General features: G+C 46.5%; 17 protein-coding genes, 1 other RNA gene and 1 pseudogene. 16 read left to right on the top strand and 3 right to left on the bottom strand.

The genetic code is table 11. The annotated features are described in order from the left end of the window. Window positions 1–7: 7 nt before the first annotated feature. Both C2747_RS06265 and ffs read right to left on the bottom strand, forming a co-directional pair. Entirely contained in the window at window positions 8–664 is a 657-nt protein-coding gene (locus C2747_RS06265; protein ID WP_215330765.1) for a 3'-5' exonuclease, read from the bottom strand. A 330-nt stretch (window positions 665–994) separates the two neighbouring features. Then, window positions 995–1,092, bottom strand: an RNA gene (ffs, locus tag C2747_RS06260) — signal recognition particle sRNA small type. 32 nt (window positions 1,093–1,124) lie between these two features. On the opposite strand from ffs, the gene dnaX reads away from it, so the two are divergent. From dnaX to rlmD, 15 genes and pseudogenes are all read left to right on the top strand, one after another. Continuing rightward, window positions 1,125–2,768, top strand: coding sequence for a DNA polymerase III subunit gamma/tau (gene dnaX / locus C2747_RS06255; RefSeq protein ID WP_215330764.1), 1,644 nt, complete (start codon window positions 1,125–1,127; stop codon window positions 2,766–2,768). Between the two features lie 27 nt (window positions 2,769–2,795). Beyond that, window positions 2,796–3,119 carry a YbaB/EbfC family nucleoid-associated protein gene (locus C2747_RS06250; protein ID WP_046330302.1) on the top strand — a complete coding sequence of 108 codons (324 nt, stop codon included), beginning with the start codon at window positions 2,796–2,798 and terminating at the stop codon, window positions 3,117–3,119. Window positions 3,120–3,132: 13 nt separating this feature from the next. Beyond that, window positions 3,133–3,747: a recombination mediator RecR gene (gene recR, locus C2747_RS06245; RefSeq protein ID WP_215330763.1), complete on the top strand. Its 615-nt coding sequence runs from the start codon at window positions 3,133–3,135 to the stop codon at window positions 3,745–3,747. Between the two features lie 204 nt (window positions 3,748–3,951). Next, on the top strand, window positions 3,952–4,176 hold the full coding sequence (gene relB, locus C2747_RS06240) for a type II toxin-antitoxin system RelB family antitoxin (protein WP_215330762.1): 225 nt from the start codon (window positions 3,952–3,954) through the stop codon (window positions 4,174–4,176). Further along, a complete protein-coding gene (locus C2747_RS06235; protein ID WP_215330761.1) occupies window positions 4,160–4,369 on the top strand; it encodes a type II toxin-antitoxin system RelE family toxin in 210 nt (69 codons plus the stop codon). Before relB ends, C2747_RS06235 begins: the two co-directional genes overlap by 17 nt. A gap of 59 nt (window positions 4,370–4,428) precedes the next feature. Beyond that, a complete protein-coding gene (locus C2747_RS06230) occupies window positions 4,429–4,626 on the top strand; it encodes a TA system antitoxin ParD family protein (RefSeq protein WP_285896667.1) in 198 nt (65 codons plus the stop codon). A 177-nt stretch (window positions 4,627–4,803) separates the two neighbouring features. Then, window positions 4,804–6,222, top strand: a complete 1,419-nt coding sequence (locus tag C2747_RS06225) for a carbohydrate porin (protein ID WP_215330759.1) — start codon at window positions 4,804–4,806, stop codon at window positions 6,220–6,222. A 174-nt stretch (window positions 6,223–6,396) separates the two neighbouring features. Next, complete coding sequence (locus C2747_RS06220) at window positions 6,397–7,923, top strand: TolC family protein (RefSeq protein WP_251374707.1); 1,527 nt, start codon at window positions 6,397–6,399, stop codon at window positions 7,921–7,923. A gap of 9 nt (window positions 7,924–7,932) precedes the next feature. Beyond that, window positions 7,933–9,192, top strand: coding sequence for an efflux RND transporter periplasmic adaptor subunit (locus tag C2747_RS06215; RefSeq protein WP_215330758.1), 1,260 nt, complete (start codon window positions 7,933–7,935; stop codon window positions 9,190–9,192). Beyond that, on the top strand, window positions 9,193–12,270 hold the full coding sequence (locus C2747_RS06210) for an efflux RND transporter permease subunit (protein ID WP_215330757.1): 3,078 nt from the start codon (window positions 9,193–9,195) through the stop codon (window positions 12,268–12,270). 2 nt (window positions 12,271–12,272) lie between these two features. Then, a complete protein-coding gene (gene surE, locus C2747_RS06205) occupies window positions 12,273–13,064 on the top strand; it encodes a 5'/3'-nucleotidase SurE (RefSeq protein WP_215330756.1) in 792 nt (263 codons plus the stop codon). Between the two features lie 29 nt (window positions 13,065–13,093). Beyond that, window positions 13,094–13,717: pseudogene (locus C2747_RS06200) on the top strand (protein-L-isoaspartate(D-aspartate) O-methyltransferase); the annotation flags it as partial. A gap of 8 nt (window positions 13,718–13,725) precedes the next feature. Further along, entirely contained in the window at window positions 13,726–14,487 is a 762-nt protein-coding gene (locus C2747_RS06195) for a peptidoglycan DD-metalloendopeptidase family protein (protein WP_251374706.1), read from the top strand. A 31-nt stretch (window positions 14,488–14,518) separates the two neighbouring features. Continuing rightward, window positions 14,519–15,340: a 3'-5' exonuclease gene (locus C2747_RS06190; protein WP_215330753.1), complete on the top strand. Its 822-nt coding sequence runs from the start codon at window positions 14,519–14,521 to the stop codon at window positions 15,338–15,340. After that, window positions 15,333–16,760, top strand: coding sequence for a 23S rRNA (uracil(1939)-C(5))-methyltransferase RlmD (gene rlmD / locus C2747_RS06185; RefSeq protein WP_215330752.1), 1,428 nt, complete (start codon window positions 15,333–15,335; stop codon window positions 16,758–16,760). Before C2747_RS06190 ends, rlmD begins: the two co-directional genes overlap by 8 nt. Window positions 16,761–16,835: 75 nt before the next feature. Here the strand turns inward: rlmD and C2747_RS06180 are convergent, their stop codons facing one another. Beyond that, window positions 16,836–17,537, bottom strand: coding sequence for a Bax inhibitor-1 family protein (locus tag C2747_RS06180; protein WP_215330751.1), 702 nt, complete (start codon window positions 17,535–17,537; stop codon window positions 16,836–16,838). Window positions 17,538–17,831: 294 nt separating this feature from the next. Here C2747_RS06180 and ndk point away from each other — a divergent pair, with 294 nt between their 5' ends. Beyond that, complete coding sequence (gene ndk, locus C2747_RS06175) at window positions 17,832–18,257, top strand: nucleoside-diphosphate kinase (protein WP_215330750.1); 426 nt, start codon at window positions 17,832–17,834, stop codon at window positions 18,255–18,257. Window positions 18,258–18,301: the final 44 nt, after the last annotated feature.

Here is an 18,301-nt window from a genome sequence, read left to right as displayed (position 1 = left end):
TAAAAAATTAGCCTTGCAAGGCCTTGCGAAGGTACTCGGAGACATTGTCCTGACGCAGCATCCATTGCTTGTAGTCAGATGAAACTTGGCTAATCAGTTCGCCTTTGTGTTTACCAAAAGGCATGATTGTTGGAACGCGGGCTTTCTCAGACATTTCCCATAAGGCATCTAGAGAAGTAGGGTGAAGTTTTTCAATAATCTGCCCAAGAATCTTGGAGCAGATCCACACATCCGCCAAGGCACTGTGTGCATCGCGTAACTGCTCACGAGCAGTAGCGCGTTCAAAGTAATACAGCAGGGCACTTTGAGTGTGGCTATCCAAATTAGGCCAAAGGTTGCGAGAAAGAGCAAGCGTGCAAATACGCTTGACCTCTGGCTTACCAATAGCCTCCCAGTCAAAATCCACACTATGACCAATAATGTACTTAGTGCCAGCAGGCAATCTAAACGAAGTGCTGGCAGGGCAATTCACCAACTCTTCGTCCATGATGTGGTGAGTAGCTAAAGCACCCAAACTAATCGGTTTACCAGGGTTGTAACGCTGCACCCAAGGATTGCCAACGGCCAGAGGATTGATCGAGGTGACATCTAAAGAGGCTGCCTCAATAATGACGGCATCGTTCTTATCGGTTGCTTCTACATCAAAAATAATGGCTTGGGGCATGGGCTTCTTTAAGTAACGTTTGGTTAGGTGGCTATTGTGCCTTGAAGTGTCGCTATCGAGGAATCGGCGAGCACTGATTCAGATATTCCTACGCCCGAATCATCCTCAATACCTGTTCTTTGCATTCTCAAACCTCTACGCTGAATCCTTCTTACTACCGGGAGAGATTTGAATGCACTTAGCTATTGAATGCAGGCATAGGCAACAACGATTATTCAGATTGGTGATGGATTCCCGGGTTGTCCTAGTTTTGCTGATTGTTTGGATGATTTGGGGAATCTTCAGGATCTTAAAGATCCTGTAATTGGGCTAAATCTAGCCTTGGGAGAGGTGGACGAGCCCGACCCCCGGCACTGACAGAATTGGGTTTGGCTGCTTCGTTCCCGACCTGACCAGGTTATCCAAACCGCCATGCGGGGAGGCCCGTCCAATTCCATTTTAGCTTGTTAGAATGTAATACATGACAGCATTGGCTTTAGCCCGTTCGTGGCGCCCTAAAACTTTCTCCCAATTGGTAGGACAAGACCATGTGGTTAAGGCATTAACCCATGCTTTAGACCAGGGTCGACTACACCACGCTTGGCTCTTTACAGGCACTCGCGGGGTCGGAAAGACCACCATTGCCCGAATTATGGCCAAAGCCCTCAATTGCACAGGGGAAGATGGCCAAGGCCGCATGACCTCAGAACCCTGTGGGAAATGCCCAGCTTGCCTAGAAATCGATGCTGGTCGCTTTGTAGACTATATTGAGATGGATGCTGCAAGTAATCGCGGGGTAGACGATATTGCCGCTCTATTAGAGAAGGCAGCCTACGCTCCAAGTAATGCGCGTTACAAGGTCTATATGATTGACGAGGTGCACATGCTCACCAATCATGCCTTTAATGCCATGCTCAAAACGCTCGAAGAACCGCCTGAACATGTGAAGTTCATACTTGCAACTACGGATCCGCAAAAGATCCCAGTCACTATTTTGTCCCGTTGCTTGCAGTTCAATCTCAAGCAAATGCCAGTACCGCTCATCGTGGAGCATCTAGAAAAAGTACTTGCCTCAGAAAAAGTCGACTGCGAAACCAATGCACTGCGAGTTTTAGCAAAAGCAGCACAAGGCTCCATGCGCGATGCTTTATCGCTCACTGACCAAGCCATCGCCTATGCCGCTGGCAAAGTATCTGAAGAAGCAGTGCGTGGCATGCTAGGCACCTTGGATGATGCCTACCTCATCAAAATTTTAGATGCACTCATTGCAAAAGATGGCGCAACACTATTGGCCATTGCTAACGAGATGGGTGAGCGCAGCATGTCTTTCTCATTAGCGCTGGCAGATTTATCTAGCCTTATTCAGAAGATTGCTGCTGCACAAATCGTTCCTGAATCTGTTTTAGAAGACTGGCCTGAAGCGGCAGAAATCCGACGCTTAGCTAGCGCACTGACAAAAGAAGAAGCACAGCTCTTCTACCAAATCAGCATTACCAGCCGTCCTGACTTATCACTAGCGCCTGATGAGCAAACTGGCTTTGCTATGACGCTCCTGCGGATGTTGGCCTTTCGTCCCGGCAATGAAACTCCCAGCAGAGCAGGGAACTCAACACCGCCAGTAGCTTCGGTAGCATCAGCACCAAGACCTTCCGCACCAGCTAATCAAACAGCTGCTCCAGTCAGGCCTGCACCTCTAGTTGCAGCGCCAGCAGCCAAGCCTGCTGCAATAGCCTCCAGCGCAGATCGCCCAGACTGGCACACCTTAATGCGTCAGTTGCCTGTTAAGGGTATGGTTCAGCAGTTAGCGTTTCAGACAGAGTTGCAAGATTGGGAAGATTCACCAGCAGGCGTGCGCGCCACTGTTGTGACTCCGATGCCCCAGCTCGCTTCAGAAGCTTCTGTTGGTCGCCTTGCGGATGCACTCACTGCGCACTTTGGCAAACCGATCAAAGTTGTAATAGAGAAGGGCGAAGTGGAAGGCAAGACAGTCGCTAAAGTCGATGCCCAGATTCATCAAGAGAAAAGACAAAACGCTGAGCAGATGATTGCTCAAGATCCATTTATTCAGCAGCTAGAAAAAGAGTTTGGAGCCAAAGTAGTTGGTGGCTCTGTTAAACCTCTGTAATTGAATTAATCATAAGGAAATAAAGCGATGATGAAAGGTGGCCTTGCTGGTTTGATGAAACAAGCCCAGCAGATGCAAGAGAAGATGAAGGTAGCGCAAGAGCAATTGGCTGCGCTAGAAGTCACCGGCCAAGCTGCTGGTGGTTTAGTTAAAGTCACCATCTCTGGCAAGCACGAAATGAAACGCGTACAGATTGATCCAGGCGCAATGGATGATCGTGAAATGCTCGAAGACTTATTAGTTACCGCCTATACAGAAGCATTCAAACAAGTAGAGGCTGCTAGTTCGCAGGTGATGTCTGGTGCAACTGCTGGTATGCCAATGCCCCCTGGATTTAAATTACCATTTTGATTGCTAATTCGTAATGGCACGTCAAGAAGCTCCGCAAGATGCCCTTGGTCGATTGATCGAGGCATTGCGCGTATTGCCTGGAGTAGGGCCAAAGTCAGCGCAACGTATGGCTTTCTATCTACTACAGCATGATCGTAATGGCGCTGCAGTACTTGCACAGTCATTGGGTGAAGCAGTAGAGACTGTAGGACACTGCGCTCGTTGCAATACCTTCTCCGAAACCCAAATCTGTGTAACTTGTATTGATGATCGTCGTGATCCATCCTTACTGTGCATCGTGGAAACACCCGCCGACCAAGTCATGGTCGAGCAGACCTTGAGCTTCAAAGGCAATTACTTTGTATTAATGGGGCGCATCTCACCACTCGATGGCATGGGCCCGAATGAAATCCATTTCGATCGATTGCTTAATCGCATTGAAGCTCCTGACACTGGAGTGCCTGTCAGAGAAGTGGTTCTAGCAACGAATTTCACCAGTGAAGGTGAGGCTACAGCCCACTACATTGGTGAAGTACTCAAATCCAAAGGTATCAAAGTCACCAGAATTGCCAGAGGCATTCCGGTAGGTGGTGAACTGGAATATGTAGATGCGGGCACCTTGGCTAGAGCGCTGATGGATCGCCGCTAAGTAGGGTGGCCTCCCAAAACCCCTTTTATTAATAGCGTTGAATGTCGTGCGCTACCCGAATAAAATAACAATCTTGCTTGAGAGATGCTTAATTACTTTGGTATCTTTCTTGCCCAATTTTTTTAAATAAATAACTGTCATTGCTGTGCCCCCTAGAAATTCGTCATAATTGCTATACTTGTATAGCAATTACAAGGAGGTCATATGCTAGCAATACGATTACCCAAGGAAATTGAATTGAGACTTGATAATTTAGCCAAGGCAACTGGCCGAACTAAAACCTTTTATGCTCGTGAAGCGATTCTGGCTTATGTGGAGGATATGGAAGACTTATATCTAGCTGATAAGAGTATGAGAGCATTAAAAAGTGGCAAAGTAAAAGCTATCCCATTGGACCAAGTGGAGCGAAATCTTGGTTTGGCTGATTGAGTTTGCCCCATTAGCAGAAAAACAATTAAGAAAATTTGATCCTAAAGTAGCTAAAAGAATTTTTAAGTTTTGCAGAGAGAGGCTTGCCGTTCAGGCTGACCCAAGAATTCTTGGCGAAGCTTTAAAAGGTAGCGAGTATGGTGACTACTGGCGGTATCGGGTCGGCGATTATCGAATTATTGCTTTTATTTAGGATAAAGAGATCAGTATTCACGGCGTGAGTATTGGTGATCGAAAGCACATATACAAGTGATGTTCAAAGTGATTAGGTTGTCTGAGGGTCTAGTAATGCAAGCCAGTGAAGTTAGTCGGGCCACTGGAAGATCGCCATCTCAACAAATTGAGCATTGGGTTCGTTTGGGAAAATCTGCTGCTGACCATCCCAAACTCAATGGCCAGATGTTGCTTGATATCCTCAATACACAATCTTCAAAGCTCAACGGTCACTAATTCGACATAAATTCTAGGTAAATTAGCCCTTTTTGGGGATAATTTGGTCTGCACCCCTGTTGAGCTTCAATCTCACGCCGTGCCTAACCGAGTTGTCTTGTTTTTACCCTGGTAGATCTGACCATTTTTATTTTTAGTCATTCATTGGTCATTGACGCTAAGTATGTGAAATTGTGAATGACCCACAAATCCTATCTTCTCCTGTTGAGTTTGCTTGCTGCCTTTGGTAGCACGACTGCGCTCGCCCAGAAGGCGGGATCTGGTTCAGACCAAATCGCTACATTTGCTGCACCAATAAATGATCTTCCTACTGAAGGGGAATTATTTGGTTTGCCGGTAAACATGCACGGTCAAACTACGTATATTAATCAGCGTTACAACAACTTCACATCATCGTACTCCGGTATGCGAAGCCTATCCAGCGATAAGGCGATGAGCTACACCTGGTCCGGTACTTTATTCTTTGGTGCGCGAGTTGCGCCAAACACCGATGTCTATTTCAATCCGGAGGTAATTTCCGGAGTTCCTTTCTCTGGTTTAAATGGTTTGGGTGGTTTTTCAAACGGTGAGGCAACTAAAGCCAATGGCGCACAAGCTAAGTTTTATTCTGCTCGTGCCTTTGCGCGCCACACGATTAATCAAGAGGGCGATCAAGTTGTTCTTGAGAATGAAGCCAATCAAATTACCCAAACTGTTAGCAGTAATCGTGTAGTTCTGACTGGTGGTCAGTTCTCCACGCTCGATATCTTTGATGACAGTCGTTATGCCAAAGACCCCCGTGTTCAGTTCATGAACTGGGGCAATATGACCTATCTAGCTTATGACTATACAGCCGATGCCAGAGGCTACAGCTGGGGCTTGGCGGGTGAGTGGTATCTCGATAACTGGGTCATGCGCGCCTCACGTATGCTTGCCCCTAAATCACCTAATGGTCGTGATCTCAATTGGCAAATCTTTAATACTTATGGCGATCAAGTAGAAGTAGAGCGCCAACATAATATTGCTGATCTACCAGGTAAGGTGAGCGTACTGGCCTATCGCAACAAAATGATATTGGCGCGATTCTCGGATGCTACTAATTACATTGATCAAGATCCAAATACTCGCCAAGGCACTCAAGCAATTAATAACGTTCGCAACAATATGCAGATTAAAACCGGTATTGGTTTGCATGGCGAGCAAGCTTTGACAAAGGATCTTGGTATCTATGGTCGAGCCTTTACATCAGATGGTCATACAGAGACCATGTCTTTCACTGAGGCAGACAATTCGATATCTGTGGGCATGGGTATGAATGGCACAAGTTGGAAGCGGCCGCATGACAGTATTGGCATCTCTGCCATGCAAAATGGTTTATCAAGCTATCGCCGCGGCTATCTAAAAGCAGGGGGCGTTTCTTATTTCATTGGTGACTATGCAAGCCCAAGTCAGACGATTTCCTATTCGCCTGAACGGATTGGTGAGGTCTATTACAACGCCACTGTCATTAAGAACGTTCTAGCGGGTTTGAACTTCCAGCACATCATTAATCCGGCTTACAACTCCGCCCGCGGACCGGTAAAAATCGTGTCGTTCAGGGTGCATGCTGAGTTTTAAGCATATCAAGGCACCCCAGATTCATTATTGTCTTTAGAATCAATATGTTAGAAAACTCCAATAATTCGACTTTTGGAGTTTCTCACCTATAATCGATTAATTCCTGATAAGTACAGTCAAACCTGTCTTTAGGGCTTCAAAAACAGCATTAGTACAGATTTAGAGGTAGCCGATTTGATTCACGGCCAGACAGAAACGAGCGAATTTGCTGACACCAGAACAACTCCCATAAACCGGGTTGCTTGTGCAGTCGCCTCCTTATTATTTGTAACTCCTGTATTTGCCCAGACCAACGCCCCCATCCCGGCTAGCGTCACAGTCCAAACGAATGAATCTAAAGATGCATTAACTGCGCCACCAGTTGTTAGTAATGAGACTGCTAATGCTGCTAATGCCGCATCGCTGTTTGCGCCGGTAACGAAGAGCAATTCCCCCAAGATTTATACCAAGGGTGCGCCATCCGGCCCAACGGAGATGGATTTGCGTCAGCTGTGGAGTGAGTTGAAATTAAATAACCCGCAACTGTCATCACTGCGTGAGTCCTACTTATCTGCGAAAGCGACTGTCCCGCAGATTAATGCGCCAGCCAATCCACAGGTCGGTTTAGTGTGGTCAGGCATGCCAGTAAACTCTCCATTTGCATTGGGTGGGGCAAATACACCAACGCCACAGAACCCCAATGGGATTAGTAGCAACAACGCCATTTCTATTGCCCAGCCATTTCAGTTCCCAGGCAAAAAGAGCTTGGCATCAGATATTGCTAATACCAATGCTGAGGCTCTGCTTGCACAAAGTGAAGCTACCTATTTACAGCTAGGCGCTCAACTATCAACTCTGTATTACGGCGCATTAGCATCGCAAAAGCAATTGCAAGTCTTAAAAGAATCTGTCATGCGCTTGGAGATGATTAAGAACGTAGCAAAAGCGCGTTACTCTAATAATGCTGCTGCTTATGTTGAATACCTTAACGCACAGGTATCGCAAAGCGCGGCGCAAGCAGATCAATTTAATGTTGAACGTCAACTACAAGTAGCGCTCAACAATATCAATACTTTGGTTGGCCGTCACTCTAGAGAGAAGCTCGTGTTACGCGGCGATGTGCGCCGTGCCATTAATAGTATGCCCACTTTGATTGAGTTGGAAGACTATGCTGAAACCAGTCATCCATCATTGAAGAGTTCTGCTCTGCAATTAGATGCTGCTCGTAAGGGTGTTGATTTAGCGAAGAAGGCTTATTTGCCAGACTTCCAAGTAATAGGCTCATCCTATACTCCGCGTGGCCCGTTCTCGGCCAATAATGGCGCCATGTTCTATCAGTTTGAGCTGGACTTAATCATTCCACTGTATTTCTTTACTAAAGAAAAATATGGCGTAGAGCAGGCGCAGCGTAATCAAGCGGCTGCAGAGGCGGGTAATATCTCCAATCGTCAACAAATTGTGTTGGCTGTGAACAGTGCCTTTGCTAGCTACGAGCAAGCTAAGAATCAAACGCAATTTCTGAAAGAGCGCCAAGTTCCTCAAGCGGATGCTGCTTATAAAGTGGGCTTAACTCAGTACTCAAATAATGGTCAGGGATTTAACGATTTGCTGACAGCGCAAACGCAATTGCGCAATCTCGAAGTTCAATTAGCGCTGGCTGAAAGTAATTTATTGCAAGCACAAGCAGTATTGCTGGCGACATCTGGCAAAGAACCTTTTTAAGGAGCAGTGTTGAAGGACAAAATTCTTTCTTTCTTAAAGTCTGCACTCAAGACATTAGAGCGGATCTGGAGCCAGCTGCTTCATCGCGCTAGCGTTAAACAGGAGGAGATTCGTAAAAATTATTGGGCACTTCCAGTTACTAGCCGAGAGCGTATACGGTTGATTGCAATCTGCACTTCTATCCTGATGTTGGGAATTGTGATCGGCCTAGCGGTCAACGTGAATCGTCCAGTAAAGCTTGAGAAGAGTGATAAGAGCCTCAAGATCGAAAAGACGGGCGTAATGGAGTTGCGTTTACAAGGGGTTGAGCTTAATCCCAATATTTATATTTTTCAGACGGCCGTTAAGGCTTCAGTTCCTGTTGAGTTGAATGTGCCGGGTCGTCTAGCTTTTAATGCTGAAAAAGCTAAAGTACTTTCTGCTCGAGCACCAGGAAGAGTGGAGCGCATCTTTGCTTTTGATGGTGCTGAGGTAAGTCTGGGTTCTGCAGTGGTTGAGGTGTATAGCCCTGAGTTCATATCCGCCCAGCAAGAATATTTACTCTCTTCGCAAACTGCAAAAGTGCTTGAAGCTAATAAGACCATGAGTGATTTATTGGGAGATGCCAGGATTACTCAGCAAGCAGCTGCTAATCGTATGCGCAATTTAGGTGCTGGCGACGGTGATATTAAGTCTCTGGAGAGGAGCGGCAGAACCCAATCTAATCTAGTGATGCGCTCGCCGTTGCAGGGTATTGTGGTCAAACGCGCGGTCGAACCGGGATCAGTCGTGAATGCCGGTGATGTTTTAGTTACATTGGCGAATCAAAAAGAATTATGGTTCTTGGGCAATGTATATGAGCAAGATATTCGTAAAATTCAAAAAGGCCAGACAATGATCCTGCGCTCTCAGTCCTATCCAGATAAGGAATTTATAGCAACTGCGAATTACATTGCACCGGTAATTGACCCTGAGACACATGCTTTATTAATCCGCTGTGATGTGGAGAATTCTGAGGGCCTATTGCGTCCTGACATGTATGTGAGTGCTAAATTAAAAGTAGGCGAGGCTGAGGCGGTAGTCGTTCCTCAATCTGCGATTGTGCGTGTACGCGAGATGCGCTATGTCATCATCAAAATTGGATCTGATACATTCCGTCGTTTTGTAGTGAAGGGCTATGACTTGGATGGCAAACGATTTGCGGTTACAGAAGGCTTGGAACCCGGCATGCAAGTTCTGACTGATGGTGCGGTCTTACTGAATGACCGTTTTGCTAAGCAGGAGGAATAATTGAGTTTAGTTACTTCATTTATTCGTGGAGTTTTAGAAAAGCGCGTCATCATTCTGATGGCGGCTGGAGTATTACTTTGCTTAGGCGCTTTTAGTCTTAAGGAGCTGCCGATTCAGCCTTACCCAGGCGTAGCTCCACTGACAATTCAGGCTATATCTCAATGGCCTGGTAGAAGTACTACAGAGGTAGAGCAGCAAGTTACCATCCCTGTTGAAAATGCGCTGGCTGGTATCCCCGGTGTAAAGACCTTTCGTTCGGTCTCTCTTTTTGGGCTCTCTGTTGTTACCCTTAAGTTCACTGACAATGCCGATGCATTTAAAGCACGTCAAATATTTATTACTAGCCTCGCGAATGTTACCTTTCCAACGGGTGTTAGTTCAAGTGTTAGCCCAGATTCGGATGCAACCGGAGAAATCCTGCGCTATCAGGTGACATCTGACTATGCCTCACCAACTCGCTTGAAAACGCTACAGAACTATGAGATCTATAAAGAGCTCAAACAAACACCTGGCGTTGCTGACGTCTCATCATTTGGCGGCAAGGTTCGCCAATACCAAGTTATTGTTAGTCCGGAAAGTCTTCAATCCAAAAGCGTGACAGTACCTCAATTAATAGATGCCTTGTCTAAAGCTAATGACAATACTGGCGGCGGAGTTTTACCCAGTGGCGAGCAGCAATTCGTAGTTCGTGGCGTTGGCTTATTGCGAAATATTGAAGATATTAAGCAAGTCGTTATTGCTGTTAATAAAGGCGTACCCGTTCGAATTGGGGACGTTGCCTCCGTCCAAATTGGTAACGCTCCACGATTAGGCTTATTCCAATTTGACGACAACCCAGATTCTGTAGAAGGCATTGTTTATTTGCGTCGTGGTGAGAATGCGTCTGAAGTTTTGGCTCGAGTTCGGGATAAGGTAGCCAATATTAATAAACACATCTTACCTCCTGGCATTGAGATTAAACCTTTTTATGATCGTCAAGTACTTTTAGATATTACGGTTGGCACTGTTAAGCACACGATGTTTTTTGGTATCACGATGGTATTGGCGTTGCTATATGTCTTTCTAGGCAATCTACGTGCTGCCGCTGTTGTTGCTGCGGTTATCCCTCTGGCCCTGTGTTTTTCATTTATTCAAATGTATCTGTTCAACGTTCCCGCGAATTTAATTTCTTTAGGGGCGATTGACTTTGGGGTGATTGTCGACGCCGCTGTAATTATTACGGAGAATGTAATGCGACACCTTGAGGAAGGCGGCAATCGACTCAAGCAGAGCATTATTTTGGCAACTAGTGAAGTGCAACGTGCGATGGTGTATTCAACCAGCATCATTATTGTTGCCTATTCACCTCTATTTTTAATGGGTGGTGTAGAGGGCATTATCTTCAAGCCTATGGCCTTTACTATGGGTTTTGCCTTAATAGCTTCCATTATCTTAAGCTTAACCTTTTTGCCGGCAGCCATTTCTTTGGTTTTTGGTGAAAAGTTCCATCATGCGCCCCCTAAGTTCATTACTTGGATGCTTGAGCGTTATAAGCCTTTATTGCGTAAATTGATGGACCATCCACGCCATGTCATTACTGTTTCCGTTTTCATTCTAGGCGTAACACTATTGAGCGCTACTCGTTTAGGTACTGCATTCTTGCCCACCCTGGAAGAGAATAATATTTGGTTGCGCGTTACCTTGCCTAATACGGTTGATTTAGATTATTCCATCAAGGTGGCTAATCAACTACGCGAAATATTCTTGAAGCAACCCGAGCTCGATAAAGTAGCCGTACAAATTGGACGACCGGATGATGGCACTGACTCGACCGGTGTTTTCAACCAAGAGTATGGTCTATATTTAAAGTCACCCGAAGAAATGCCAAAGGGTTCAAGTAAGCATTTATTGTTACAACATCTTCAAACGGAATTGGGTAAGATTCCCGGCGTCAATTTTAGTTTTTCTCAATATATTCAAGATAACGTCAATGAGGCTCTTTCTGGGGTGAAGGGTGAGAACTCGGTCAAGATTTATGGATCCGATCTTGATGTTTTAAATCAAAAGGCTCATGAAGTTGTTTCCCAGCTAAAAAAAGTTCGAGGTATTGAAGACGAGAATATCTTGAAAGAGTTGGGTCAGCCAACTTTAAATATCCAGATTAATCGTGAGGCGGCTGCTCGTTACGGAATTAATGTAAGTGATATTCAAACAGTTGTCGCCAATGCAATTGGCGGCGCTCCTGTTTCTAATTTTCTTGAGGACGAGAAAACTTTTGGTATTGCTGTGCGTTTAAATGAAGCTAGTCGTAATGATATTCCTGATGTAGCGAGTTTGTTGATTGACACGCCCAATGGTCAAAAAGTACCCTTATCAATGGTTGCTAACGTTCAATTAACGGATGGGCCTTTTTTCATTTATCGTGAAACGGGTAGGCGGTATATTGCCGTTATTTTTAGTGTTCGCGGTAGGGATTTAGGTGGAGCTGTAGAGGATGCTAAGTACTTAGTCGAGAAAAATGTAGCGCTACCAACTAACTATACGATTTTATGGGATGGTCAATTTAATCAAATGAAGGCCGCGCAACAAAAGCTGATGGTCATCATTCCATTAACGCTATTAGCCATCTTCCTGTTGCTCGTTGCTGCCTTGGGCAATATTCGTGATGCGGTAATCGTTTTAATTAATGTACCGTTTGCTGCAATCGGAGGAATTATTGCCTTACATCTGGGCGGCGAGACGCTGAGTATTTCAGCGCTCTTCGGATTTTTATCTTTGTTCGGTATCGCAATTCAGGATGGCGTCATTCTAATTTCTTATATTAATAAGACGGTTGCTGAGGAGCATGGCGCCATGAAGGATGCAATGGTGGATGGCGCTGCTTTGCGAGTGCGTCCAGTCTTAATGACAGCAATGCTTGCTGGACTAGGCCTTTTGCCTGCCGCCTTATCTCACGCGATTGGATCTGAGGCGCAGAGACCCCTTGCTTTGGTAATTGTTGGCGGTATGGTTACAACGACTGTATTAACCTTGTTAGTACTTCCGGTTTTATACGCCTCTCTCAGAGGTAGAGGCAAGCATGCACCAGGGTTGGTTTAGCCATGGTAGTTAATAAAGTTCCTCATATTCTGATTTCTAATGATGATGGCTATCTTGCGCCTGGTCTTTTAGCCCTGGTTAATGCCATTCGTCCATTAGGTCGTGTCACAGTGATTGCGCCTGAGCAAAATCACAGTGGCGCATCAAACTCATTAACACTATCACGACCACTCTCGATTCATCGGGTAGCGGGTGGTGAGCGTGATGGCTTCCTATTTATTAATGGCACCCCAACGGATTGTGTGCATATTGCGATGACTGGCTTCTTGGATGAGAAGCCAGACCTAGTAGTTTCTGGCATTAACCAAGGCGAGAACATGGGTGAAGACACCCTTTACTCAGGCACTGTTGCCGCTGCAGTTGAGGGTGTGATGTTTGGTGTTCCCGGCATTGCCTTCTCGCAAATCGATAAGGGCTGGAACCGAATTGAAGATGCTGCAAAAGCAGCGCACGATATCGTTGTCCAAACGCTGGCATCCAATTTGACTCATGCCGATGGCGCTGCCACTTTGCTTAACGTCAACATTCCGAATCGTCCCTATGCCGACCTGAATCGCTGGCGTGTAACGCGTTTAGGTAATCGGCATCACTCGCAACCAGTAGTCGTTCAGAAGAGTCCACGTGGCGACGATATTTACTGGATTGGGGCAGCAGGGCATGCAAAAGACAGTTCTGAAGGTACGGATTTTCATGCAATTGATGAAGGATGTATCTCGATTACACCTATGCAATTAGATTTGACCCATCATGCTCGATTAACTGCAATGCGTGCCAATGGCTGGACGCGCGGTTGAGGCCAGCAGCAGAACGCAATGCTGGTCATCGGCAAGCTTTGGCTGCGAAAGTACTCGCTGCTGGGGTTAAGCATGGCAAAACCTTAGAAGCCATCGCCACCGTTCCGCGTCATGCATTTATGGATGCGGGCATGCATCCCCAGGCCTATGAAGATACTGCTTTACCAATCGGCCACTCCCAAACGATTTCTAAGCCATCGGTAGTGGCGCGCATGATTGAGCTTTTGCATAAGCCCAAACAATCCTTGGGAAAAGTGTTGGAGATTGGTACTGGCTGTGGCTACCAAGCAGCTGTTCTCAGCTTGCTATCGGATGAGGTGTATTCGATAGAGCGTATTCGTCCTTTGCACGATATGGCGAGAGAGAAACTGCGCCCATTTCGGATTAAAAACCTGCGCCTCATTTACGGAGATGGCATCCTGGGCCTCCCTCAAGCAGCCCCGTTTGATGGAATCATTCTGGCAGCAGCTGGTTTGGGTATCCCGGATGCCTTATTAGATCAATTGGCTATTGGCGGGCGCTTAGTGGCCCCGGTTGCCAAGAATGAGAAAGAGCAGCAATTGATCATGGTGGAGCGGATGAGTTCCCAACGCTATCAAAGAACCGTTCTGGACGAGGTCTTTTTTGTCCCCTTACAATCAGGGGTAGTATGAAAATCCTTATGAATACTTTACCTAAATACCTCCTATTGCTACTGGTAATGACTTCTTTGCTGCTCAATGCGGGTTGTTCATCAACTCCGAGAGCTAAACCAGCGAATGTCGTTGATCGTAGTGGTGGCGACAATGAGCCAGCACCTCCAGGCTACTATCGCGTCAAACGCGGTGATACCTTAGCCCGCATTGCTCTAGATAATGGGCAATCTCCGCGGGATTTAGCGCAGTGGAATAATTTATCGAACCCAAACTTAATTGAAGTGGGTGACCTCGTTTTAGTGAAGCCGCCAGCCAACAGCAAAATGACTGTTAAGCCTATTCCGAAAACAGCTAGCGATCTACCTAAAACCGATGCACCAAAAGCAGACACCTCTAAAGCAGAGCCCTCAAAAGAAATTGTTGCCGAGCCAGGTATTCGTTTATCGTGGCCAGCCAAAGGTAAGGTCACAGATGATTTCAGCGAAAAGACTAAAGGTATTGATATTGCTGGTAAGTTAGGTGAGCCTGTAACGGCAGCTTCTGAAGGCAAGGTGGTTTATGCTGGCAATAGCTTGCGTGGCTATGGCAACCTTGTCATCATCAAGCATGACAATACTTATCTCACGGCCTACGCCCACAACCGCACACTCTTAGTTAAAGAGGGTGATGCGGTGAAGAAGGGGCAGAGGATTGCTGAGATGGGTGATACCGATGCAACTTCGGTGAAGCTCCACTTCGAATTACGCGTGAATGGCAAGCCGGTAAATCCAACGCCATACATGCAGTAATTGCTTTCATTTCATTGCTAGCGATTTAAGTATGGCAACCGTTCTCGTCTTCGATATTGAAACCATCCCCGATGTTGCGGGTCTGCGTCGACTCAACGACTATCCTGTTGCGCTGACAGATAGTGAGGTTGCTGCTAAGGCGATGGCAGAACGTGCCGAGAAAACCGGTAGCGAGTTCCTCCCGTTGTATTTGCAACGTATCTGCGCTATCTCATGCGTCATCCGTAGAACCAGCAAAGATGGCTCGCCGCAAATCAAGGTAGGTACGCTAGGCACCCCGCAAGATGATGAGAAAGTGTTAATTCAGACCTTCTTTGAGCTTGTTGAAAAATACACTCCCCAATTAGTGTCCTGGAATGGCAGTGGCTTTGATTTGCCGGTACTGCACTATCGCGCTTTAGCAAATCACATTCAGGCACCACGCTATTGGGAGATGGGTGAGAGCCAAGAAAACGATAGCCGTGAGTTCAAGTGGAACAACTACATCAGTCGTTATCACATGCGCCATTTAGATCTGATGGATCTCTTAGCTAAATTCAATGGTCGCGCTAATGCACCCTTAGATGGCCTAGCAAAACTCTGCGGTTTCCCAGGCAAGATGGGAATGGATGGCAGTCAGGTATGGCCTGCGTATCAAGAAGGCAGAATTGATGAGATTCGTCGCTATTGCGAAACCGATGTGGTCAATACGTATCTGATGTATTGCCGCTTTCAGTTAATGCGTGGTGGTTTTTCATCAGAAGAATACAAAGAAGAAATTGCCTTCGTTAAAGCGTATTTAGAGAAAGAATCTAAAGAGCCACATGGTGAGCAGTGGCAAGAGTATCTCTTAGGTTTTACTCCGGATGCGTAGAGGAGAAAAGCCAGTCCACATTGTGGTGACTGAACCAGTACGAGTTGATTCACTTGATTTAGATGCGCAAGGCATTGCGCGCTTGGCACCCAATGAGGAGGAAGCTGCTCTGGGTCAAAGCGGTAAAGTCATCTTTATTCAAGGCGCGCTACCAACAGAACTAGTCACTTACGTCATTACCCGTGACAAAGCCCGCTTCAGTAAAGCCAAAGTTCTTGATATCCAGAGGCCTGCCGTATTTAGAGCAGAGCCTAAGTGCAAAGCGTTTGGAGTGTGCGGTGGTTGCACTATGCAGCACTTGGATATTCGAGCGCAGGTAGCAATGAAACAGCGCGTATTAGAAGATGACCTAAAGCATATCGCCAAAGTAGCTCCAGAAGAGATTCTTCGCCCGATGGGTGGCCCCGCCTGGGAATATCGCCATCGCGCACGTTTGAGCGCCGTCAACCGCTCAATTAAAAAAGGTACTGTGCTGATTGGATTTCATGAGGGGAAGAGTGGCTATGTCGCCGACATGACCGCTTGCGAGATTTTGCCAAAACATGTTTCGGATTTATTGCCAGAGATGCGTAAATTGGTAATGGGGTTATCCATTGTGGATCGCATGCCACAAATCGAAATCGCTGTAGGTGAGCCCGAGGATCCGAATTCAGACGACCCTAAAAAAACAAAGCCAGTCACTGCCTTAGTATTTAGAAATCTCCTGCCTTTGACACCAGCCGACGAGCAGTTGCTCAGAGACTTTGCTGATGAGCATCAAGTCTGGGTATGGTTGCAGCCCAAAGGCATAGAAACCGTTGCACCGTTCTACCCTTTAACAGGCAAGCTTTGCTACCGCCTGCCTGAATTTGAAATCGAGATTCCCTTTAAGCCGGCGGACTTTACACAAGTCAATCACATGATGAATCGTGCCTTAGTCAGTAGGGCGATTCGCCTCTTAGATGTTCAGGCAAGTGACCGTGTGCTCGACTTATTTTGCGGCATTGGCAACTTCACCTTACCACTTGCAAGACGAGCAAATACAGTCCTAGGTATTGAAGGTCTAGAAAGCCTGACCACCAGAGCCAAAGCCAATGCCGAACACAATCAACTGGCAGATAAAGCCAGTTTCATGCAAAGCAATTTGTTTGAAGTGACGACAGAAACGATTGCTTCATGGGGTAAGGCTGAGCGCTGGCTCATGGATCCTCCGCGCGAGGGCGCCATGGAGATCTGTCAAGCATTAGCCTTATTGCACGAGCAGGGCAGCGATCTGCCACCACAACGCATTGTGTATGTCTCTTGTAATCCAAAGACTCTGGCTAGAGATACAGAGATTTTGTGTCATCAAGCGGGCTACATTCTTAAGAGTGCAGGTATCGTTAACATGTTCCCCCATACCTCCCATGTGGAATCCATGGCAGTATTTGAAAGAGCCTGATAGCTCAGCAGTTGGTAATTGAAATAAAGAAAAAGGCACCCGCAGGTGCCTTTTCTATTGAAGCTTAACTAATGCTTAGTCTCTGTTGCCGCCCACAATGCCCAAGAGTGCGAGCAAGTTGGTGAAGACGTTATAGACATCGAGGTAAATAGCTAAAGTAGCCATCACGTAGTTGGTCTCACCACCGTTGATGATGCGCTGTACGTCAACCAAGATGAAAGCCGAGAAGATCGCAATTGCGAGAATCATCACAGTGAGCATCAAAGCTGGTAGCTGCAACCAGATGTTGGCTAATGAAGCCACGATCAGGAGCAGTACACCAACCATCAACCATTTGCCCATGCCTGAGAAGTCGCTCTTGCTCACAGTAGCAATGGATGCCATGACCGCAAAAATTGCTCCCGTGCCACCAAAGGCCAGCATGATCAAGGTAGCGCCATTGCTGTAGCTATTGAGGGTGTAACCAACTAGGCCGGACATCATGATGCCCATAAAGAAGGTAAATCCTAAAAGCAACAGAACGCCCGCTCCAGTGTCTTTGTTTTTCTCAATCGCCCAAAAGAAGCCAAAAGCAATTGCCATAAAGACGATGAAGCCTAGAAAAGGACTGCCCGCCATGAAGTTAAGCCCAAAAGCAACGCCAAGCCATGCGCCAATGACAGTAGGAACCATCGAGAGCGCCAAAAGGGCATAAGTGTTGCGCAATACGCGGTTGCGTACTTGAGGGGTGCTAATCGAGCCAGTTTGCCCAAAGCCGTAAGAGTTTAGATCGCTCATATTGACTCCTTTTTTCAAAGTAATTACACGAGCCCACTAGGGGCTGTTGACAGTAAGTATAGACAAAATGGGGTAATTTCAAGCCCCCCATGAAAAGGACTACAACTTAAAGGGTTATGCCCTGTAAATTCAAGGGCTTAGCCACGCTAGGATCAGGGTAAATACGGTCAGCCGATGTATAATTTGGGGGTCGCCGAATTCCTGACGCGTTGTAGGAAGTAGGGGAGATCTTCTCTCTGGACCCAAATCAGCGCCAATTCAGCAAAATCTTTGAAATCACTATTGGAGTTTTACATGGCTATTGAACGCACCCTTTCTATCATCAAACCTGACGCTGTAGCAAAAAACGTGATCGGCAAGATCTATGACCGTTTCGAGTCTGCTGGTTTGAAGATTATTGCGTCCAGAATGGCGCATTTGTCACAAGCTGAAGCTGAGCAGTTCTACGCTGTTCATGCAGCACGTCCTTTCTTTAAAGATTTGGTGAGCTTCATGATTTCTGGTCCAGTCATGATTCAGGTATTAGAAGGTGAAGGCGCAATTGCTAAGAACCGTGACTTGATGGGCGCTACCGATCCTAAGAAGGCAGACAAAGGCACTATCCGAGCTGACTTCGCTGACAGCATCGATGCAAATGCTGTTCACGGCTCTGATGCTCCTGAAACTGCTGCTGTCGAAGTTGCATTCTTCTTCGCTGGCATGAACGTTTTCAATCGTTAATTCACGATTGCTAACGAAAAAGCTATTTAATACATAAGTAGGCG

This window comes from Polynucleobacter corsicus, from assembly GCF_018688255.1.
GTDB lineage: Bacteria > Pseudomonadota > Gammaproteobacteria > Burkholderiales > Burkholderiaceae > Polynucleobacter > Polynucleobacter corsicus.
The sequence above is the reverse complement of the archived record's forward strand: the minus strand, read 5'-3'. Positions and strand labels throughout refer to the sequence as shown.